The following is a 15,259-nucleotide window of genomic DNA, read 5'->3' on the forward strand; positions in this document are numbered from 1 at the left end:
GGCACGGGTCAATCCATCCTATTCCACACCATAGGGTACAGCAATAAGAATGGCATGACACACGGCGGGCGACATCTGCCCGCTTGTACCCTATATCATTGAAGACCATGCCAGACACCCCGCCCCTGCCGGACAGCGCCCCGGCGATCCTTCCCCGGCACGGCGCCTGGTCGGTGCTCACGCCGGATGGGGAAATCCTGTCCATGCAGGCCCCCGACATCCGTCGTGAACTGCCGCAGTGGCCCGTGCCCATGGTCATCCACGCGCCTGCCATCGCGCGCAGGCTCGACCTGCCGCCACCGCCACGCCCCTGCCCGTGGCTGGACCTGCTCGAACTGTTCGCCTTCACCCAGCCCGCCCAGGCAACGCCGCCCACCGCGCGTGGGCTGGGCATGGCGCTCGGGCTCGAGGCGGACAGGCTCGAGGCCCCCGAGGCCGACCTGCTGCCTGACCTTGCCTTCGAGATGCTCGGCCGCATCGCCCGCCTGCGCAACACGCCCGAGGGCGGCATCCGCGCGGCCCTTGCGTGGCGCATGCGCAAGGCGGGATGGGCGTGGGGGCCATCGGTCTGCGCAGCACTTGGCCTGAAGGATGACGGGCCGCTGCCTGCGGGCCTGATCCAGCCCAACGAGGCGCTCAAGGTCTGGACCCGCCTGCCCAAATGGGAGGAAACCGCCCCGCGCCCTGCCCCTGCCGCCCATCCGGTCAGCGGGGAGGAGGCACAGGCGCATCTGCGCGAGATTATTGGCGAAGGTGCGGAGCACCGTCCCGCGCAGGAGGCCTTCAGCCACGTCGCCGCCCGTGCCTTCACACCGCGCGCCACACAGGGCGATCCGCACATGGTGCTGGCCGAGGCCGGCACCGGCACCGGCAAGACGCTGGGCTATGTGGCACCCGCCAATATCTGGGCGCGCCGCAACGGGGGTGCTGTGTGGATCAGCACCTATACCCGCCACCTGCAACGCCAGATCGAATCCGAACTGGCCCGGCTCTACCCTGACCCGGCGGTGCGCCGCAGCCATGTGGTGGTGCGCAAGGGGCGTGAGAACTATCTGTGCCTGCTCAACATGGAGGAGAGCGTGAACATCGCGCTCTCACGCGGGCAGGCGGGCGATGCCACCCTCATCGGGCTGGCGCTGGTGGCGCTGTGGGCGGCCCACACACAGGATGGCGACCTGTTTGGCGGCGACCTGCCCGGCTGGTTTGCCGATCTGTTCGGGCGCGGGCTGCTGACCAGCATTGCCGACCGGCGGGGCGAGTGCATCCACGGAGCCTGCCCGCATTACCAGCAATGCATGGTGGAGCATTCCATCCGCCGCGCCCGCACGGCGGACCTCGTGATTGCCAACCACGCGCTCGTCATGTCGCAGGCAGCATGGCATGCGCTTGATGGCACCGGAGCAAGCAACGAGGACAACACCCCCACCCGCTACATCATGGATGAGGGCCACCATATTGCCGATGCGGCAGACAGCGCCTTCGCTCTTGAACTTTCAGGGCTGGAAGCCGCCGAACTGCGGCGCTGGCTGCTTGGGGCCGAAGGAGCCCGCTCACGCGCGCGCGGCCTGCGGCGCAGGCTTGAAGACCTGCTGGCCAACATTCCCCGCATCGAAACGCCACTCGATACCGCGCTGATGGCCGCCCGCGCCCTGCCAGCACCAGGCTGGTCGGCCCGCCTCGCGGCCCTTGACCCGGTGCACCGGGCAGCCCGCGTACCCGCCCAGGGCGAGGAGCCGGTGCTGTCCAACCCCTCCGAGGCGCTGCTGCATGAGCTGCGCCAGCAGGTACTCGCACGCACGCAGGGCAGCCCCGAGGGTGGCCCGCGCCGCAGTGACAGCGAATGCGACCTCTACCCCATGCCCGAATCGCTGCATGCGGCGGCGCAGGCGCTGGAACGGGCATTAAGGCGGCTGGCCGAGCCGCTGCGCACGCTGGTCACCCGCCTTGATGAAGCGCTGGAAACCGAGGCCGACTGGCTCGACACCCCCATGCGCGAGCGCATTGCCGCCGCCATCCGCTCCATCCGCCGGCGCGCACTCTCACGTGTGGATGGCTGGTGCGCCATGCTGGGCAGCATGCAGGCAAATGAACCGCCCACGGATGGACAAACGCCGCAATATATTGATTACATCCGCATGGACCGGCGCGAGGGCCAGAACCCCGGCGAGCGGGACGTGGGGCTGTACCGCCACTGGCTGGACCCGACCATTCCGTTTGCCAGCGTGCTGGCAGCCCCGGCACATGGCGTGCTGGTCACATCCGCCACGCTGCGCGACGAAAGCGGTGAGGACAACACCAATGACAGCGCCGAGCGCGCATGGGATGCCGCCGAGGCGCGCTCGGGTGCAATCCACCTGCCCTCGCCTGCCATACGCGCGTCGTTTCCCAGCCCGTTCGATTACGCGCGGCAGAGCCGGGCCTTCATCATTACCGATGTCGCGCATGATGACCCGGCGGCCCTTGCCGGGGCCTACCGTACGCTGTTCATGGCATCGGGCGGGGGGGCTTTGGGGCTGTTTACCGCCATCTCACGCCTGCGCGAGGTCTATCGCCGCATCGTGAACCCGCTGGAGGAAGCGGGCCTGCCGCTGTTTGCCCAGCATGTGGACCCGATGGATAACGCAACGCTGGTCGATATCATGCGCAGCGAGCGCAATGCCTGCCTGCTGGGCACGGATGCTATGCGTGATGGGGTGGATGTGCCGGGCGAGGCCCTGCGTCTTGTCGCCTTCGAGCGCGTGCCGTGGCCGCGACCCGATATCTTGCACCGCGAGCGGCGCATTCACCTGTCGGGCGGCGCGCCGGGGCGCTTTGATGACAGGATTGCCCGCCTGCGCCTGCGCCAGGCTTTTGGCCGCCTGATCCGCAGCAGGCAGGACAGGGGTGTGTTCGTCCTTATGGACCGGCGCACCCCGTCGCGCCTGCTTTCCGCCTTCCCCGAGGGGGTGGCCGTGCGCCGCCTTGGGCTGAGCGCTGCGGCGCGGGAGATCACGGCCTTCCTGCAGGCGCAGGATATATCCGCGGACCAGCTTTCCTGATCGTGTCTCCCTGCCCTTCCCCGCGCGGTGCGGGGCAGACGCCTCAGAGCGCCTTGAGGTTGGTCGCGGCAGCCTTGCCACGCTCCATGGCGATGTCGTAGCTGACCGCCTGGTCCTCGTTCAGGCCACGCAGGCCAGCAGCCTGCACTGCCGTGATGTGCACAAACACGTCCTTGCCGCCATCATCAGGCATGATGAAGCCAAAACCCTTGGTTGCGTTGAACCATTTTACTTTTCCGGTAGCCATAGCCAGTCTCTTCTCCAGCGCCATCCTTGCCGGTCCTAATACCGGCAATCCGGGCGCGTGTGCCTTTACCGCCATGAAAAAACGGGGCATCCGGAAAACACCCTGCCACTTCCACGCCGTTCGTGCACCCATAGGGGCAGCATGAAATGGGCACCCGTGTCAAATGATCCTGACATGATGAAATGCCCGGGCCATGAAAAAAGGGGGAAAGGCCAATGGCCCTTCCCCCTTTTTTTATTCTGGCATCCGGCCCCGTGCTGCAGCTTGGGGCCGGGGTGCGCAGGGTTGGCTGGATCAGAAATCCATACCGCCCATGCCACCCATGCCGCCCATGCCACCTTCCGGTGCAGCGGGCTTCTTCTCGGGGCGCTCGGCAACCATCGCCTCGGTGGTGATCAGCAGGCCCGCGACCGATGCCGCATCCTGCAGCGCCGTGCGCACGACCTTCATCGGGTCGATGATGCCGGCTTCCACCAAGTCCTTGTAGTCGCCGATCTGAGCATCGAAACCGAAGGTGTAGGTGTCGTTTTCCAGTACCTTGCCAGCAATGACCGCACCGTCTTCACCCGCGTTGTGGGCGATCTGGCGCAGCGGAGCCTGCAGGGCCTTGCGGATGATGTCCGCACCGACGCGCTGGTCGTCGTTGTGGAAGTGCAGGCCACCAAGCTTGGTGGATGCGCGTGCCAGCGCCGTGCCACCACCGGGAACGATGCCTTCTTCAACAGCCGCACGGGTTGCGTGCAGGGCGTCGTCCACGCGGTCCTTGCGCTCCTTCACCTCGATCTCGGTGGAACCACCCACGCGGATCACGGCAACGCCGCCTGCCAGCTTGGCCAGGCGTTCCTGCAGCTTCTCGCGGTCGTAGTCGGAGGTGGTTTCCTCGATCTGCGCGCGGATCTGGCTGCAACGGCCCTTGATGGCCTCGCCTGCACCGGCACCCTCGACAATGGTGGTGTTTTCCTTGTCGATGTGCACCTTCTTGGCGGTGCCCAGCATGTCCAGCGTCACGCTCTCGAGCTTGATGCCGAGGTCTTCGCTGATGACCTGGCCACCGGTCAGGATCGCGATGTCTTCCAGCATGGCCTTGCGGCGGTCGCCAAAGCCCGGTGCCTTCACGGCGGCGATCTTCAGGCCACCACGCAGCTTGTTGACCACCAGGGTCGCCAGCGCTTCGCCATCGACGTCTTCAGCGATGATCAGCAGCGGACGGCCGGACTGCACGACAGCTTCAAGCAGCGGCAGGATGGGCTGGAGCGAGGAGAGCTTCTTCTCGTGGATCAGGATGTAGGGGCTGTCCAGATCGACGGTCATCTTCTCCGCGTTCGTCACGAAATACGGGGAGATGTAGCCACGGTCGAACTGCATGCCCTCGACCACGTCGAGCTCGGTGTGTAGGCCCTTGGCCTCTTCCACCGTGATCACGCCCTCGGAGCCGACCTTCTGCATCGCCTTGGAGATCATCTCGCCGATTTCATGCTCGCCATTGGCGGAAATCGTGCCGACCTGTGCGGTCTCGGCAGGCGTGGTGATCTTCTTGGCGTTCTTCTTCAGCTCTTCAACGACAACGCCAACCGCCTTGTCGATGCCGCGCTTGAGGTCCATCGGGTTCATGCCAGCGGCAACAGCCTTGGCACCTTCGCGCACGATGGCCTGTGCCAGCACGGTTGCCGTGGTGGTGCCGTCGCCTGCGATGTCGTTGGTCTTGGAGGCGACCTCACGGACCATCTGCGCGCCCATGTTCTCGAACTTGTCGGCCAGTTCGATTTCCTTGGCGACGGAGACACCGTCCTTCGTGATGCGCGGTGCGCCGAAGCTCTTGTCGAGCACGACGTTACGGCCCTTGGGGCCCAGCGTCACTTTTACTGCATCGGCCAGAATGTCCACGCCACGCAGCATGCGCTGGCGGGCTTCACCGCCGAACTTTACGTCCTTGGCTGCCATTGTTCTCTTCTCCGTATGGAAAGGTTTTTAAAAGGTTACCCGGTGCGGAAAGCGCGGGTGGGTCAGGCGACCACGCCCATGATGTCGCTTTCCTTCATGATCAGCAGTTCTTCACCGTTGATCGTCACTTCCGTGCCCGACCACTTGCCGAACAGGACGCGGTCACCCGCCTTCACGTCGAGAGCCACAATCTGGCCCTGCTCGTTACGGGCACCTGCGCCCACCGAGATCACCTCGCCTTCCATCGGCTTTTCCTTGGCGGTCTCAGGGATGATGATACCACCTGCTGTCTTTTCCTCGCTCTTAAGGCGACGGACGACCACACGGTCATGCAGGGGACGAAATTTCGTCATGGATCGCTCCAAATCTTCTAAAGGTAACGCCCTTGAATCAAGCAACGCCACCGGTTGGCGCGCGCGCCAGGCCGCATCGCGTTAGCACTCCCCTCGTGAGAGTGCTAAACACCAGATAGGTAGCGCCCCCACAGGTGTCAAGAATGGTGCGGAGCGAGACGGCGCAGAATTCGCGTACAAAAGGCGTTCCGAGGGAAAATCCACATTTTCCAATTAAATATCAATTGGTTAGAAAACCATTCCATCCCCCATCAAAAGCGGCGGAACAGCCCTCCCCGCAATGCATGACACGCAGCCGTGCCGATTCCATTACGCCGCGCGGCAGGGTGGGCCTCATGAGAAAGAATTCTCATAAAGTCGCCCTTCACGCGGGTTTCATATTGACGTCAGGGCAGGCCGCATCATTCTTTGCCTGACAATGAAGGAAAGAATGGAGTGAAAACCATGGGCGCAGTCGTAACCGTTACCGCGGCAGACGGGCATGAATTTTCCGCCTACCGGGCCGGTCGGCCCGATGCGGCGCGCGCCGTGGTGGTGGTGCAGGAAATATTCGGCGTCACCCCCTATATCCGCGCGGTGTGCGACGCCTTTGCCGCCCAGGGCTATCAGGCCATTGCCCCTGCCCTGTTCGACCGGGTGCGGCGCGATGCCATCCTGCCCTATGACAATGCGGGCATGCACGAAGGGCTGAAGCTGCGCGCTGAACTGGGGCAGGAAAACGCGCTGCGCGATCTCGTGGCCGCAGCCGATATGCTGACAACCGAGAAGAAGGGCATCGTGGGCTTCTGCTGGGGCGGCAAGCTGGCGTGGGAGGCAGCATGCCACACCAAGGCGTTCGCGGCAGCCGTGGCATGGTATGGCGGCGGCATTGCCGAGACCCGCAACGAAGTGCCCAACTGCCCCGTGCAGTTGCATTTTGGCGCGGAAGACACCCATATCCCGGCCGATGACGTGGACGCCATCCGCGCCGCGCATGAAGAGATCGAGATCTTTACCTATGAGGGTGCCGAGCACGGCTTTGGCTGCACGGATCGCCCCTCATACAACGAGGCCGCCGCCACTCTGGCCATGCAGCGCACGCTGAGCTTTTTCGAGCACTGGCTGTAAGAGACTGCCGGATAAACCGCGAAAAAAATGCCGCCTTAAAAATATTAAGGCGGCATCCAAAAACTTCTGTTTTTAAAATGATATTTTAACCCCGGCTCAGAACGCGACCGGCAACAGCGTCCAGCTTTTTCAGCAGGGCCGGGTCGCGCTTTTCGGGTGCCGTGATGATGGCGTGCTCGAGCGCACGGTCGCAGCCTGCGTGGCAAGGCCCACGCTTTGCACCGAGTTTGGGGATGACCGAACGCACGAGCGCACGCGCGCGGCTGGCGTTCTGCTGCATCACCTTGACCACCGCATCAACCGTGACGCTGTCATGGTCGTCATGCCAGCAGTCATAATCGGTGACCATGGCAACGGTGGCGTAGCAGATCTCGGCCTCACGGGCGAGCTTGGCCTCAGGCATGTTGGTCATGCCCACCACCGAGCAGCCCCATGAGCGGTAGAGATTGCTCTCGGCGCGGGTGGAGAACTGCGGGCCTTCCATGACCAGGTACGTGCCGCCACGGGTCACGTCCAGCCCGAGCTCGCGGCACTGGCCCTCAAGCACATCGCCAATGCGCGGGCACAGCGGGTCGGCCATGCCGACATGAGCCACGCAGCCGGTATCGAAAAAGCTCTTCTCGCGCGCGAACGAACGGTCGATGAACTGGTCGATCACCACGAAGTGGCCCGGCGGCAGTTCTTCCTTGAGTGAGCCGACCGCCGAGAGCGAGACGATATCGGTCACGCCAGAGCGCTTGAGCGCATCGATATTGGCGCGGTAGTTCAGGCGCGAAGGCGGCAGCGGATGGCCACGGCCATGGCGCGGCAGGAACACGCAGCGCACGCCATCAAGCCGGCCGAACAGGAGTTGGTCGGACGGCTTGCCCCAGGGGGTCTCGACCGTGCGCCATTCCTTGTCCTCAAGGCCTTCGATATCATACAGGCCTGACCCGCCGATCAGGCCGATAACCGGCTCGATCTGCTCGCCAGTGGCAGCGTTAGTGGACATTGGACCACGTTCTCCGTTTCAGACAGATGGAAAATACAAGCAGGATCAGCAGGAACACGACCGTCCCCACCCCTGCACGATGGCGGGCCGTCAGGTGCGGATTTGCCACCCAGGCCAGATAGGTCGTGACATCACGCGCCTGCTGCTCGACCGTGGCGGGCGTGCCATCAGGGTAGGTAATGCCGCCTTCGTACAAAGGCGGCGGCATGGCGATCTGCCCGTTGGCGGCATACGGATTATAGAACGTGCCCGGCGGCACCATCGTGCCCGCAGGCGGGGTCTGGCCGTAGCCGGTCAGGAAGGCATAGATGCGGTCCACCCCGCCGGGATGCACCACGGCAAGCCGCGACTGGTCGGGGGGCACCACGCCATGGTTGGCCGCCGCCGCCACATGCGCATCGGGATAGGGGGAGAGCAGATGGTCATCCATGTTGGCGGGCCGGGAGACCGGATGGCCGCCTGCATCAACGCCCGCCGGGAGGTGGTGGCTGGCGGCCAGCGCGTTGACATCCGCCTCCTTCAGCCCCAGCCCGGCCAGGTCGCCATAGGTCACGGCACTCATGCCGTGGCAGGTGGAACAGACCTGGGCATACACCGTGTAGCCACGCTGCACGGCCGCCATGTCAAAATGCCCCAGCGGCCCCTGAAAGCTCCAGTGCTGACGGGGCGGCTCGCGGTAATCATGCGCCTGCGCCCTGGCCCCGTTGCCCATGGGCACACCCGCGAGCAACCCGCCAAGCAGCAGCCCATGCCGTAACATGCTGCGCCGATGTCGCGCCCCGCGCTGCCGATGACCCGGTTCATGCATGTCTGCTACATTCCCGCCACAATTTCCGTATCCCTCGCATTCCTGCGCAGGGCAGGCCTCCTTCCTAGCGGCAGCGCGACCGGTCTTGCAATCACCTGTCTTGCAATAAGTGGAGCAAACGGGCACCCGTAATATCCATCGCGAACGACCAGAACGGGCTAAATGAGACGAGCATGACAATTTCCCGCACCCCCGTCGCCCACGACGCACTGAAGGACACGGCCCGGACCTGGTTTGAAACCCTGCGCGACCGGATCTGCACGGCCTTTGAACAGATCGAGGATGAGGCCGTGGCCGCTGGCACGCCCACCCTGCCCGGCAAGGAAGCCGCAGGCCGCTTCGAGCGCAAGCCGTGGTCGCGCACCAACGATGATGGCACGCCCGGCGGCGGCGGCGTGATCAGCCTCATGCGCGGGCGCGTGTTTGAAAAGGTGGGGGTCAACGTCTCCACCGTGAGCGGGGTGTTCAGCCCCGGCTTCCGCGACTCGATTCCCGGCGCATCGGAAGACCCCCGCTTCTTTGCCACCGGCATCAGCCTCGTTGCCCATATGTGCAGTCCGCTGGTGCCCGCGGCCCATTTCAACACCCGCATGATCATCACCACGCAGGGCTGGTTTGGCGGCGGTGGCGATATCACCCCCATGTTCCCCGAAAGTGCGGCGGCCATCAGCGATGGCGAGCGCTTTCATGACGGGTTCCGCAAGGCATGCGAGAAACATGACCCGGAATATTATCCCCGCTTCAAGGAATGGTGCGACAAGTACTTCTACCTGCCTCACCGTGATGAAGCGCGTGGCCTGGGCGGCATTTTCTATGACCGGCTCAATACCGGCAACCTCGATGCCGATTTCGCGTTCACCCGCGATGTGGGGCTTGGCTTTCTCGAAACCTATCCCGACATCGTGCGCAGCCGCATGATGGAGCCCTGGACGCCCGAGCAGCGCAAGGCGCAGCTTGTCCGGCGCGGGCGGTATGTCGAGTTCAACCTGCTGCATGACCGTGGCACGATTTTTGGCCTCAAAACCGGCGGAAACACCGAAGCCATCCTCATGAGCCTTCCCCCGGAAGTCCACTGGCCATAAGAATAGCGCCATGCCCGTTTCACGCTCCCTGCCCTGCCCTGACCAGTCCATCCGCCTCCATGCCGCATGGGCCGACAGCGCACCGGCAATGCACGGACCCTGCCGGCGGCGCCAGCCATGATCAGCCGCCGGGCTTTCATGGCCCTTGTGGCCGCAGGTTCCGCCCTGCCATGGGGGGCGCGGGCCTCGGAACTCCCGCGTGAGCGCCTGCCCCAGCTACCCACCGGCACGCCGGGGCTGCTCATGGCGGGCAGCCACAGCGCCATGGCGGAACGCTGGAGCCCCATCCTGCCCACGGCCCTGGGCCAGGGGCTGGGCCTGTCCAACCCGCTCAGCGTACGCGATACCGTGGGGCAGGATGGCGTGACGGGCGCCAACCTGTTCGATTCCCAGTTCGCATCCGATGGCATGATGGCGCTGGCCGCACCCGGCTCGGCGCTGGTCTCCTCGCTATGCGGCGACCCGCGCATCCATTTCGATTACAGCCGCTGGCTGCCGCTGCTGCTCAGCCTGACGGTGCCCGTCGTGATCGGGCGCACGCAGTTGCACCGCAGCCTTGGCAACTTCATGCGCGACCGGCCCGTGCGCATTGCCGTCTCGACGTTGACCGGCATCGAACTGCCCACCGTGCTGGCCATGAGCCTGTTCGGGCTGCGGCCCATACCGGTTACAGGCATTGCCACGCCACAGGCCGCCGCTGCTGCCCTGCGCGACAATCAGGTCGATGTCATCCAGATTACCGACCCGCTGGGCACGCCCGAGACGGCCGCCCTGACCAGCACGCTGGCGCAGGCGGGCTGCCCTGCCCTGTTTGCCCTGACCGACCGGCCCGGCACCGTCAGCCTGCCCGGCCAGACAATCATGAACATGGAAGACCGGCTGCGCCAGGATGCCCGCTCGGCGCTGAACAGCCTGCTTCATGCAGCACTCAGGCCACTCGCGGGGGCTGCCGGGGTGGATCTGGCGCTGGTGCTGCCCATGCTCACCTCATCGGCCACGCTGGCGCGGTGGCGGGCGGCGACCACGCAGGCACTCCATGACGGGACCGTGCAGGCCACGATGCATGATGCGGGCCGCACGCTGCTCACCGGCACGGACGCAACCGAGGCGCTGCGCCAGATCTCGGGCGATACCTCAAGCATCATGACCCTGCGCCGCTGGCTGGCCGCCAACCTGCCCACCTGGCGGCTGGGCTGAACGGCGGGCGGCTCTAGCGGTACACACCGCGCCCCGGCCTGCGCAGCAGCACGCGCACGGCACCCTGATTGGCCGCATGCGGGTGCACCACGGCCAGGATCAGGCGGCCAAGATCGCCGCGCCCCAGCCAGAACGGCAGTTCGCGCCGCAGGATTCCGCCATTATGGCCACTGCCCAGCCCGGTAATGATCTCGACACAGCGCACGTTGTCGGCATGTGCCTGAACAAGAAAACCGTGCAGGCGGTGGAACGCCGTCTGCGCCACCTGCCCGTGCAGGTCGAGCCTGCGCTCGGGGCGCAGCTTGCCGCTCACCAGCCCGCGCCAGCTCGTATCATCGAGCCCCGGCCGGCGCACCCCGATCTCGAACGCGCCGCCCTTGCCCTTCTGCACCGTCAGGCTGTGGCCTGCGGTCTGGTGCACCGCGTGCACGCCGCCTTGCGCAAGGCGCTGCATGATGGCCGCCCGGCTCATGCCCGGCCGGTCGGCCTCGGGTGGCACGGAAGGCGGCGGAGCGGGTGGTGGCGTCTGGCCCGTGTGGCGTGGCGGGGTCCGTAGCGGCGCGATACCCTGCGCGAAGGCCGCCCACAGGGCCTGTTCCTCCTCGTTCAGTCTGCGCTGCCTCACGGTATGATTCCTTTCTGCGGGCCGGTGGCCTGCGCACATGGAATCATACCGCGCCCGCAAGGTCCATGTTTTCAGGAATAGCCCGCACGCAAGGCACCTGAAAAGCCCATCGGGATGACACCAAAAAAGATGCCGCCTTTTTGAAAAAAGGCGGCATCCAGGAACTCTTTTCGTTTTTTATGAAGCGGCTCAGGGCGTCGTGTTGTGCAGTGTCTCGCCCTGATAGCGCCCGGTCAGCGTGTTGAGGAAGGCCACGATATCCGCCACGTCCTGATCGGACATGTCATGATCCGGCGTCTGGTAACGCGCCATCTTGCGCACGGCGTCATCAAGCGTCTTGACGCTGCCATCATGGAAGTAGGGCGCGGTCAGCGCAATATTGCGCAGGTTGGGCACCTTGAAGCGCTCCATGTCCGCCGGGTCGTGCGTAACTTCAAAGCGCCCTTTGTCGGCATCGGTCAGCTTGCCGCCACGGGCGGCGAAATAATCGCCTTCCAGCCCCATCGGCTCAAGCGCCTGCCCACCCATGGACGGGCCGGTATGGCACCCCGCGCAGCCCGCCTGCCTGAATACCGCGTAGCCATGCTTTTCCTGCGTGTTCAGCGCGGCGTCATCGCCTTTCAGATACTGGTCAAAGCGGCTGTCCGGGGTGATCAGCGTCTTTTCATATTCGGCAATGGCGTTGGTGATGGTGGTCTCATCGATCGTGTCGCTGCCAAAGGCAGCCTCGAACGCCGGCGCGTAGGTGGGGTCGGCGCGCAGGCGGTCTGTCACGGCGCTCCAGTCATGCGATCCCATCTCGACCGGATTCATGACCGGGCCTGCCGCCTGCTGCGCCAGCGTATCGGCGCGCGCGTTCCAGAACTGCCATTTGCTGAAGCCCGCGTTGAACACCGTCGGCACGTTGATCGGCCCCTTCTGGCCGCCAATGCCGGTGGCCGTGACCAGACCATCCACGCCGCCATGCTGCAGGCTGTGGCAACTGGCGCAGTTCGATTTTTCATCACCCGACAGCCTGCGGTCAAAGAACAGGCGCTGGCCGAGCGCCACCTTGCTGGCATCTACCGTTACGGATTCGGGGATGGGCTGCACGGGATCGGCTGCAAAGCGGTCGGCCACGCCGGGGGTGGCGTAATGCTGGCGGCGCACCTGCGCGATCCAGGTCAGCATGCTCTCGCGCTGGCTGGCGGAAAGGTGGGCATGCCAGTGCATGAGCAGGTACAGCGTGGGAGGCATGCGGTTCTGGTTGATGACTTCCTCGATGCGGGCCAGCTTTTCCTCATCGGGCACGCTGCCGTTCTGCAGCGCGTCGATGACAGGCTCCACGCGGAAGTGGCGCAGCCCCGCATCACGGTCACGGCTCATGAGCGGCTGCGCTACGGGAAGGTGGAAGTAGAACGGCAGTTCAACCTTGGCTGCGTGGCAGTAGTCACACCGCGCCTCACGCACTACATCGAGTGCCGCGCGTGACACGGCATCCACCCCTGCACCCGCAGGGGCGGGCGCGGTTGCGTGGTCAAAATGGGTGAGATAGGCGACCGTGCCACCATACACCACGCCACCTGCCACCACCGCTGCAGCAACCATCTTCCTCATCGACATGCAAAACCCTTTCGCTTGGCCTGCGGACGTTCTGGTCGATTGGAGGATTATTTGTCAAACCAATCGTTTCAATAAAAACGATCAAGGATTTCGATCATCCTGCCCATCCGCGTCCGCCTCAGCCGCGGCCATAGCCTGCCGCACGCGCTGCCGGGCAACATTGACATAGATGGTATCCAGATCAATTCCGATGCCCCTGCCCCCTTCGCGCACGGCAGCAACGAGCGTGGTGCCCGTGCCCATGAAGGGGTCGAGCACCACCGGCGCACTCTTGCCATGCAGGCGGATGCACATCTGTGGCAGCAGCACCGGGAACGTGCCGGGATGATGGAATTTCTGCGCCTTGCCCTGCACCGTCTCATACGGGATGAACCACGTATCGCCCCGGCAGCGCCGGTCCTGCCGGTGGCCACGGCGCACGATGTTGGACTTGTCCATGTAGGGCACGCCAATATCGAGCCGGTTCAGCCCGACATCGCCCGCGCGCGTCAGGTGGAACAGGTGCTCGTGGTTGCGGTTGAGGTAACGGTGGCTGTTGACCGGCTTGAAGTGGCCATGCGTGTCGGTCCCCACCGAGATCGACTTGACCCATGCAATATGGTTCTGCAGCACGAACAGCTCACGCAGCCGCACCATGAGCTCGAACGGCAGCCAGGGCTGGGCCGATGACCCCGCCACGTTGAGGAAGAACGATCCATCGGGCCGCATCACGCGCCGCACCTCGCGCGCGATCTCGACCATCCAGTCCAGATAGCCGTCCTCTTCCAGCCGGTCGCGATAGGTACGGTATTTGAGGCCGATATTATAGGGCGGCGAGGTCACGACCACATCCACGCTATCGGCTTCCATGCGGCGCAGCGCGCGCAGGCAGTCGCCGCGCACGAGCAGGTGCGGCCCCTCGGTGTAACGGACAGTCCGCGGCAGGCGGGGTGTGGATGCGGAAACCTGCCCCGCGCGGGGTCGCCCTGTCATAATGCTGCTACGCTCTTAACTCCGCCCGGAGCGGATCTAGTGTTTGTGTTTATGCCTGTGCTTCTTCTCTCGCCCCGGTTCGCTGCGGGGCACCAGCAGGATCATCTGGCCGGGTGAATGCAGGTTTCCCGCTGCCTGCGCCGCCTCCGGCCCCCAGCCCATATACAGGTCGGCCCGGTCCGGTCCCTTTATGTCGGTACCCAGATCCTGCGCGAAATCGAGCCGGTTCCACGTCGCAAGATGGCCTGCAACCGGAACCTGCGTCTGCACCCATACCGGGCTTCCCAACGGAATGTAAGAGCGGTCGACCGCCATGGAGCGCCCCGGTGTCAGCGGCACGCCCAGCGCGCCCGGCGCACCGGCCAGCGGGCTGTCGGACGGCAGTTCGCGGAAGAAGACGTAATTGGGGTTCTGCTCCATCACCGCCCGCGCCTTGCCCGGATTCGCTTCCAGCCAGCCCTTGATGGAGGCCATGTTGACATCATCGCTGCCAATCAGGCCCTGCGCCACCATGGCCCGGCCCAGCGGCACGTAAGGCTGGCCATTGAGGCCATCGAAGCCAAGGCGGACCACCTCGTCATTGGGCAGGCGCACGCGCCCTGAACCCTGAATCTGCAAAAAGAACAGGTCAACCGGGTCGGCCAGCCACAGCAGTTCGAGCTTGCGGTGCGCAAGCGCGCCCTCGTCAATCTGCGCCCGGGTCCAGTAGGGCACGATCTGCCCGTCATGCTCGCGCCCGGTCACGACATTGCCCTGCACGTCACGCTGGCGCACCAGATCGGACGGCCTGCGATAGACGGGGGTCTGGTAAATGCCGCCACGACGCAGCGAACCGCGAATTTCGGGCTCGTAATAGCCAGTGAACAGCATGCCGCCCGCGCGCTTGCCTGCGGCCATGCGGGTCGGCACGAACCATTGCTCGAAAAACGCCCGCGCAGCAGCCCGGTCGCCGCTCGGTACCGCGCGGGCGGCCGTGCAGGCGGCCTGCCAGTCGCCCACCTGGTGGCCCGCATGCGCCGAAGTGTCGCCCCCCAGCCCACTTTCAGGCGGCAGGCTCTCGATCTTGTGGCATTCAGCCAGAAAAACGGGGAGTGCCTCTTCCTGCGCATCATCCTGCCAGCCGGGCAGTTTGCTGAAGGAGAGCGCGCGGGCATGGGAAGATGGTGTCTTTGCCCCCAGCGTGGGGGACTCCATATGGCACCCGCACAGGGCAACAACGGCGCACAGCGGCGCAATACGCTTGAACACTTTCATAAAGATGTATTTATCATGACTTTATTGGTGAAAGTAAGGCCG

13 protein-coding genes are annotated in these 15,259 nt (G+C 64.8%); 4 read left to right on the top strand and 9 right to left on the bottom strand.

The features are described 5' to 3' along the window. Positions 1–107: 107 nt before the first annotated feature. Positions 108–3,038 carry an ATP-dependent DNA helicase gene (locus FMA36_RS01905; protein WP_159260385.1) on the top strand — a complete coding sequence of 977 codons (2,931 nt, stop codon included), beginning with the start codon at positions 108–110 and terminating at the stop codon, positions 3,036–3,038. Between the two features lie 43 nt (positions 3,039–3,081). On the opposite strand, the gene FMA36_RS01910 is transcribed toward FMA36_RS01905, so the two are convergent. The 3 genes from FMA36_RS01910 to FMA36_RS01920 form a co-directional block, all read right to left on the bottom strand. Beyond that, the gene (locus tag FMA36_RS01910) at positions 3,082–3,285 is read right to left on the bottom strand and encodes a cold-shock protein (RefSeq protein WP_010507660.1); all 204 of its coding nucleotides are present in this window, start codon (positions 3,283–3,285) and stop codon (positions 3,082–3,084) included. A 294-nt stretch (positions 3,286–3,579) separates the two neighbouring features. Further along, a complete protein-coding gene (gene groL, locus FMA36_RS01915; RefSeq protein WP_078526738.1) occupies positions 3,580–5,226 on the bottom strand; it encodes a chaperonin GroEL in 1,647 nt (548 codons plus the stop codon). Positions 5,227–5,288: 62 nt separating this feature from the next. Beyond that, complete coding sequence (locus FMA36_RS01920) at positions 5,289–5,579, bottom strand: co-chaperone GroES (protein WP_078526736.1); 291 nt, start codon at positions 5,577–5,579, stop codon at positions 5,289–5,291. Positions 5,580–6,023: 444 nt separating this feature from the next. Between FMA36_RS01920 and FMA36_RS01925 the strand changes: the two genes are divergently transcribed. Continuing rightward, positions 6,024–6,686 carry a dienelactone hydrolase family protein gene (locus FMA36_RS01925; RefSeq protein WP_159260387.1) on the top strand — a complete coding sequence of 221 codons (663 nt, stop codon included), beginning with the start codon at positions 6,024–6,026 and terminating at the stop codon, positions 6,684–6,686. Positions 6,687–6,771: 85 nt separating this feature from the next. On the opposite strand, the gene FMA36_RS01930 is transcribed toward FMA36_RS01925, so the two are convergent. Continuing rightward, positions 6,772–7,677, bottom strand: coding sequence for an S-methyl-5'-thioadenosine phosphorylase (locus FMA36_RS01930; protein ID WP_159260389.1), 906 nt, complete (start codon positions 7,675–7,677; stop codon positions 6,772–6,774). After that, a complete protein-coding gene (locus FMA36_RS01935; RefSeq protein WP_159260391.1) occupies positions 7,667–8,485 on the bottom strand; it encodes a cytochrome c1 in 819 nt (272 codons plus the stop codon). Before FMA36_RS01935 ends, FMA36_RS01930 begins: the two co-directional genes overlap by 11 nt. A gap of 173 nt (positions 8,486–8,658) precedes the next feature. Between FMA36_RS01935 and hemF the strand changes: the two genes are divergently transcribed. Together hemF and FMA36_RS01945 are read left to right on the top strand one after the other, a co-directional pair. Then, positions 8,659–9,567 carry an oxygen-dependent coproporphyrinogen oxidase gene (hemF, locus tag FMA36_RS01940; protein ID WP_159260393.1) on the top strand — a complete coding sequence of 303 codons (909 nt, stop codon included), beginning with the start codon at positions 8,659–8,661 and terminating at the stop codon, positions 9,565–9,567. A 117-nt stretch (positions 9,568–9,684) separates the two neighbouring features. Continuing rightward, positions 9,685–10,764 (top strand): hypothetical protein, encoded by a 1,080-nt coding sequence (locus FMA36_RS01945; RefSeq protein ID WP_159263488.1) that lies wholly within the window; start codon positions 9,685–9,687, stop codon positions 10,762–10,764. A 13-nt stretch (positions 10,765–10,777) separates the two neighbouring features. On the opposite strand, the gene FMA36_RS01950 is transcribed toward FMA36_RS01945, so the two are convergent. The 4 genes from FMA36_RS01950 to mltA form a co-directional block, all read right to left on the bottom strand. Further along, positions 10,778–11,389, bottom strand: a complete 612-nt coding sequence (locus FMA36_RS01950) for a Smr/MutS family protein (RefSeq protein ID WP_159260395.1) — start codon at positions 11,387–11,389, stop codon at positions 10,778–10,780. Between the two features lie 189 nt (positions 11,390–11,578). After that, positions 11,579–12,985: a cytochrome c peroxidase gene (locus FMA36_RS01955; RefSeq protein ID WP_276612614.1), complete on the bottom strand. Its 1,407-nt coding sequence runs from the start codon at positions 12,983–12,985 to the stop codon at positions 11,579–11,581. 87 nt (positions 12,986–13,072) lie between these two features. Continuing rightward, entirely contained in the window at positions 13,073–13,963 is an 891-nt protein-coding gene (locus tag FMA36_RS01960) for a DNA-methyltransferase (RefSeq protein WP_159260397.1), read from the bottom strand. Positions 13,964–13,999: 36 nt separating this feature from the next. Then, entirely contained in the window at positions 14,000–15,217 is a 1,218-nt protein-coding gene (gene mltA, locus FMA36_RS01965) for a murein transglycosylase A (protein ID WP_159260399.1), read from the bottom strand. Positions 15,218–15,259 lie beyond the last annotated feature (42 nt).

Source organism: Komagataeibacter xylinus (assembly GCF_009834365.1).
Taxonomy (GTDB): Bacteria; Pseudomonadota; Alphaproteobacteria; order Acetobacterales; family Acetobacteraceae; genus Komagataeibacter; species Komagataeibacter xylinus_D.

What these genes read in the sequence shown, in the direction of transcription:
- FMA36_RS01905 (WP_159260385.1), top strand. Translation starts at nt 108, where the DNA reads ATGCCAGACACCCCGCCCCTGCCGGACAGCGCCCCGGCGATCCTTCCC.
- FMA36_RS01910 (WP_010507660.1), bottom strand. Translation starts at nt 3,285, where the DNA reads ATGGCTACCGGAAAAGTAAAATGGTTCAACGCAACCAAGGGTTTTGGC.
- groL (WP_078526738.1), bottom strand. Translation starts at nt 5,226, where the DNA reads ATGGCAGCCAAGGACGTAAAGTTCGGCGGTGAAGCCCGCCAGCGCATG.
- FMA36_RS01920 (WP_078526736.1), bottom strand. Translation starts at nt 5,579, where the DNA reads ATGACGAAATTTCGTCCCCTGCATGACCGTGTGGTCGTCCGTCGCCTT.
- FMA36_RS01925 (WP_159260387.1), top strand. Translation starts at nt 6,024, where the DNA reads ATGGGCGCAGTCGTAACCGTTACCGCGGCAGACGGGCATGAATTTTCC.
- FMA36_RS01930 (WP_159260389.1), bottom strand. Translation starts at nt 7,677, where the DNA reads ATGTCCACTAACGCTGCCACTGGCGAGCAGATCGAGCCGGTTATCGGC.
- FMA36_RS01935 (WP_159260391.1), bottom strand. Translation starts at nt 8,485, where the DNA reads ATGCATGAACCGGGTCATCGGCAGCGCGGGGCGCGACATCGGCGCAGC.
- hemF (WP_159260393.1), top strand. Translation starts at nt 8,659, where the DNA reads ATGACAATTTCCCGCACCCCCGTCGCCCACGACGCACTGAAGGACACG.
- FMA36_RS01945 (WP_159263488.1), top strand. Translation starts at nt 9,685, where the DNA reads ATGATCAGCCGCCGGGCTTTCATGGCCCTTGTGGCCGCAGGTTCCGCC.
- FMA36_RS01955 (WP_276612614.1), bottom strand. Translation starts at nt 12,985, where the DNA reads ATGAGGAAGATGGTTGCTGCAGCGGTGGTGGCAGGTGGCGTGGTGTAT.
- FMA36_RS01960 (WP_159260397.1), bottom strand. Translation starts at nt 13,963, where the DNA reads ATGACAGGGCGACCCCGCGCGGGGCAGGTTTCCGCATCCACACCCCGC.
- mltA (WP_159260399.1), bottom strand. Translation starts at nt 15,217, where the DNA reads ATGAAAGTGTTCAAGCGTATTGCGCCGCTGTGCGCCGTTGTTGCCCTG.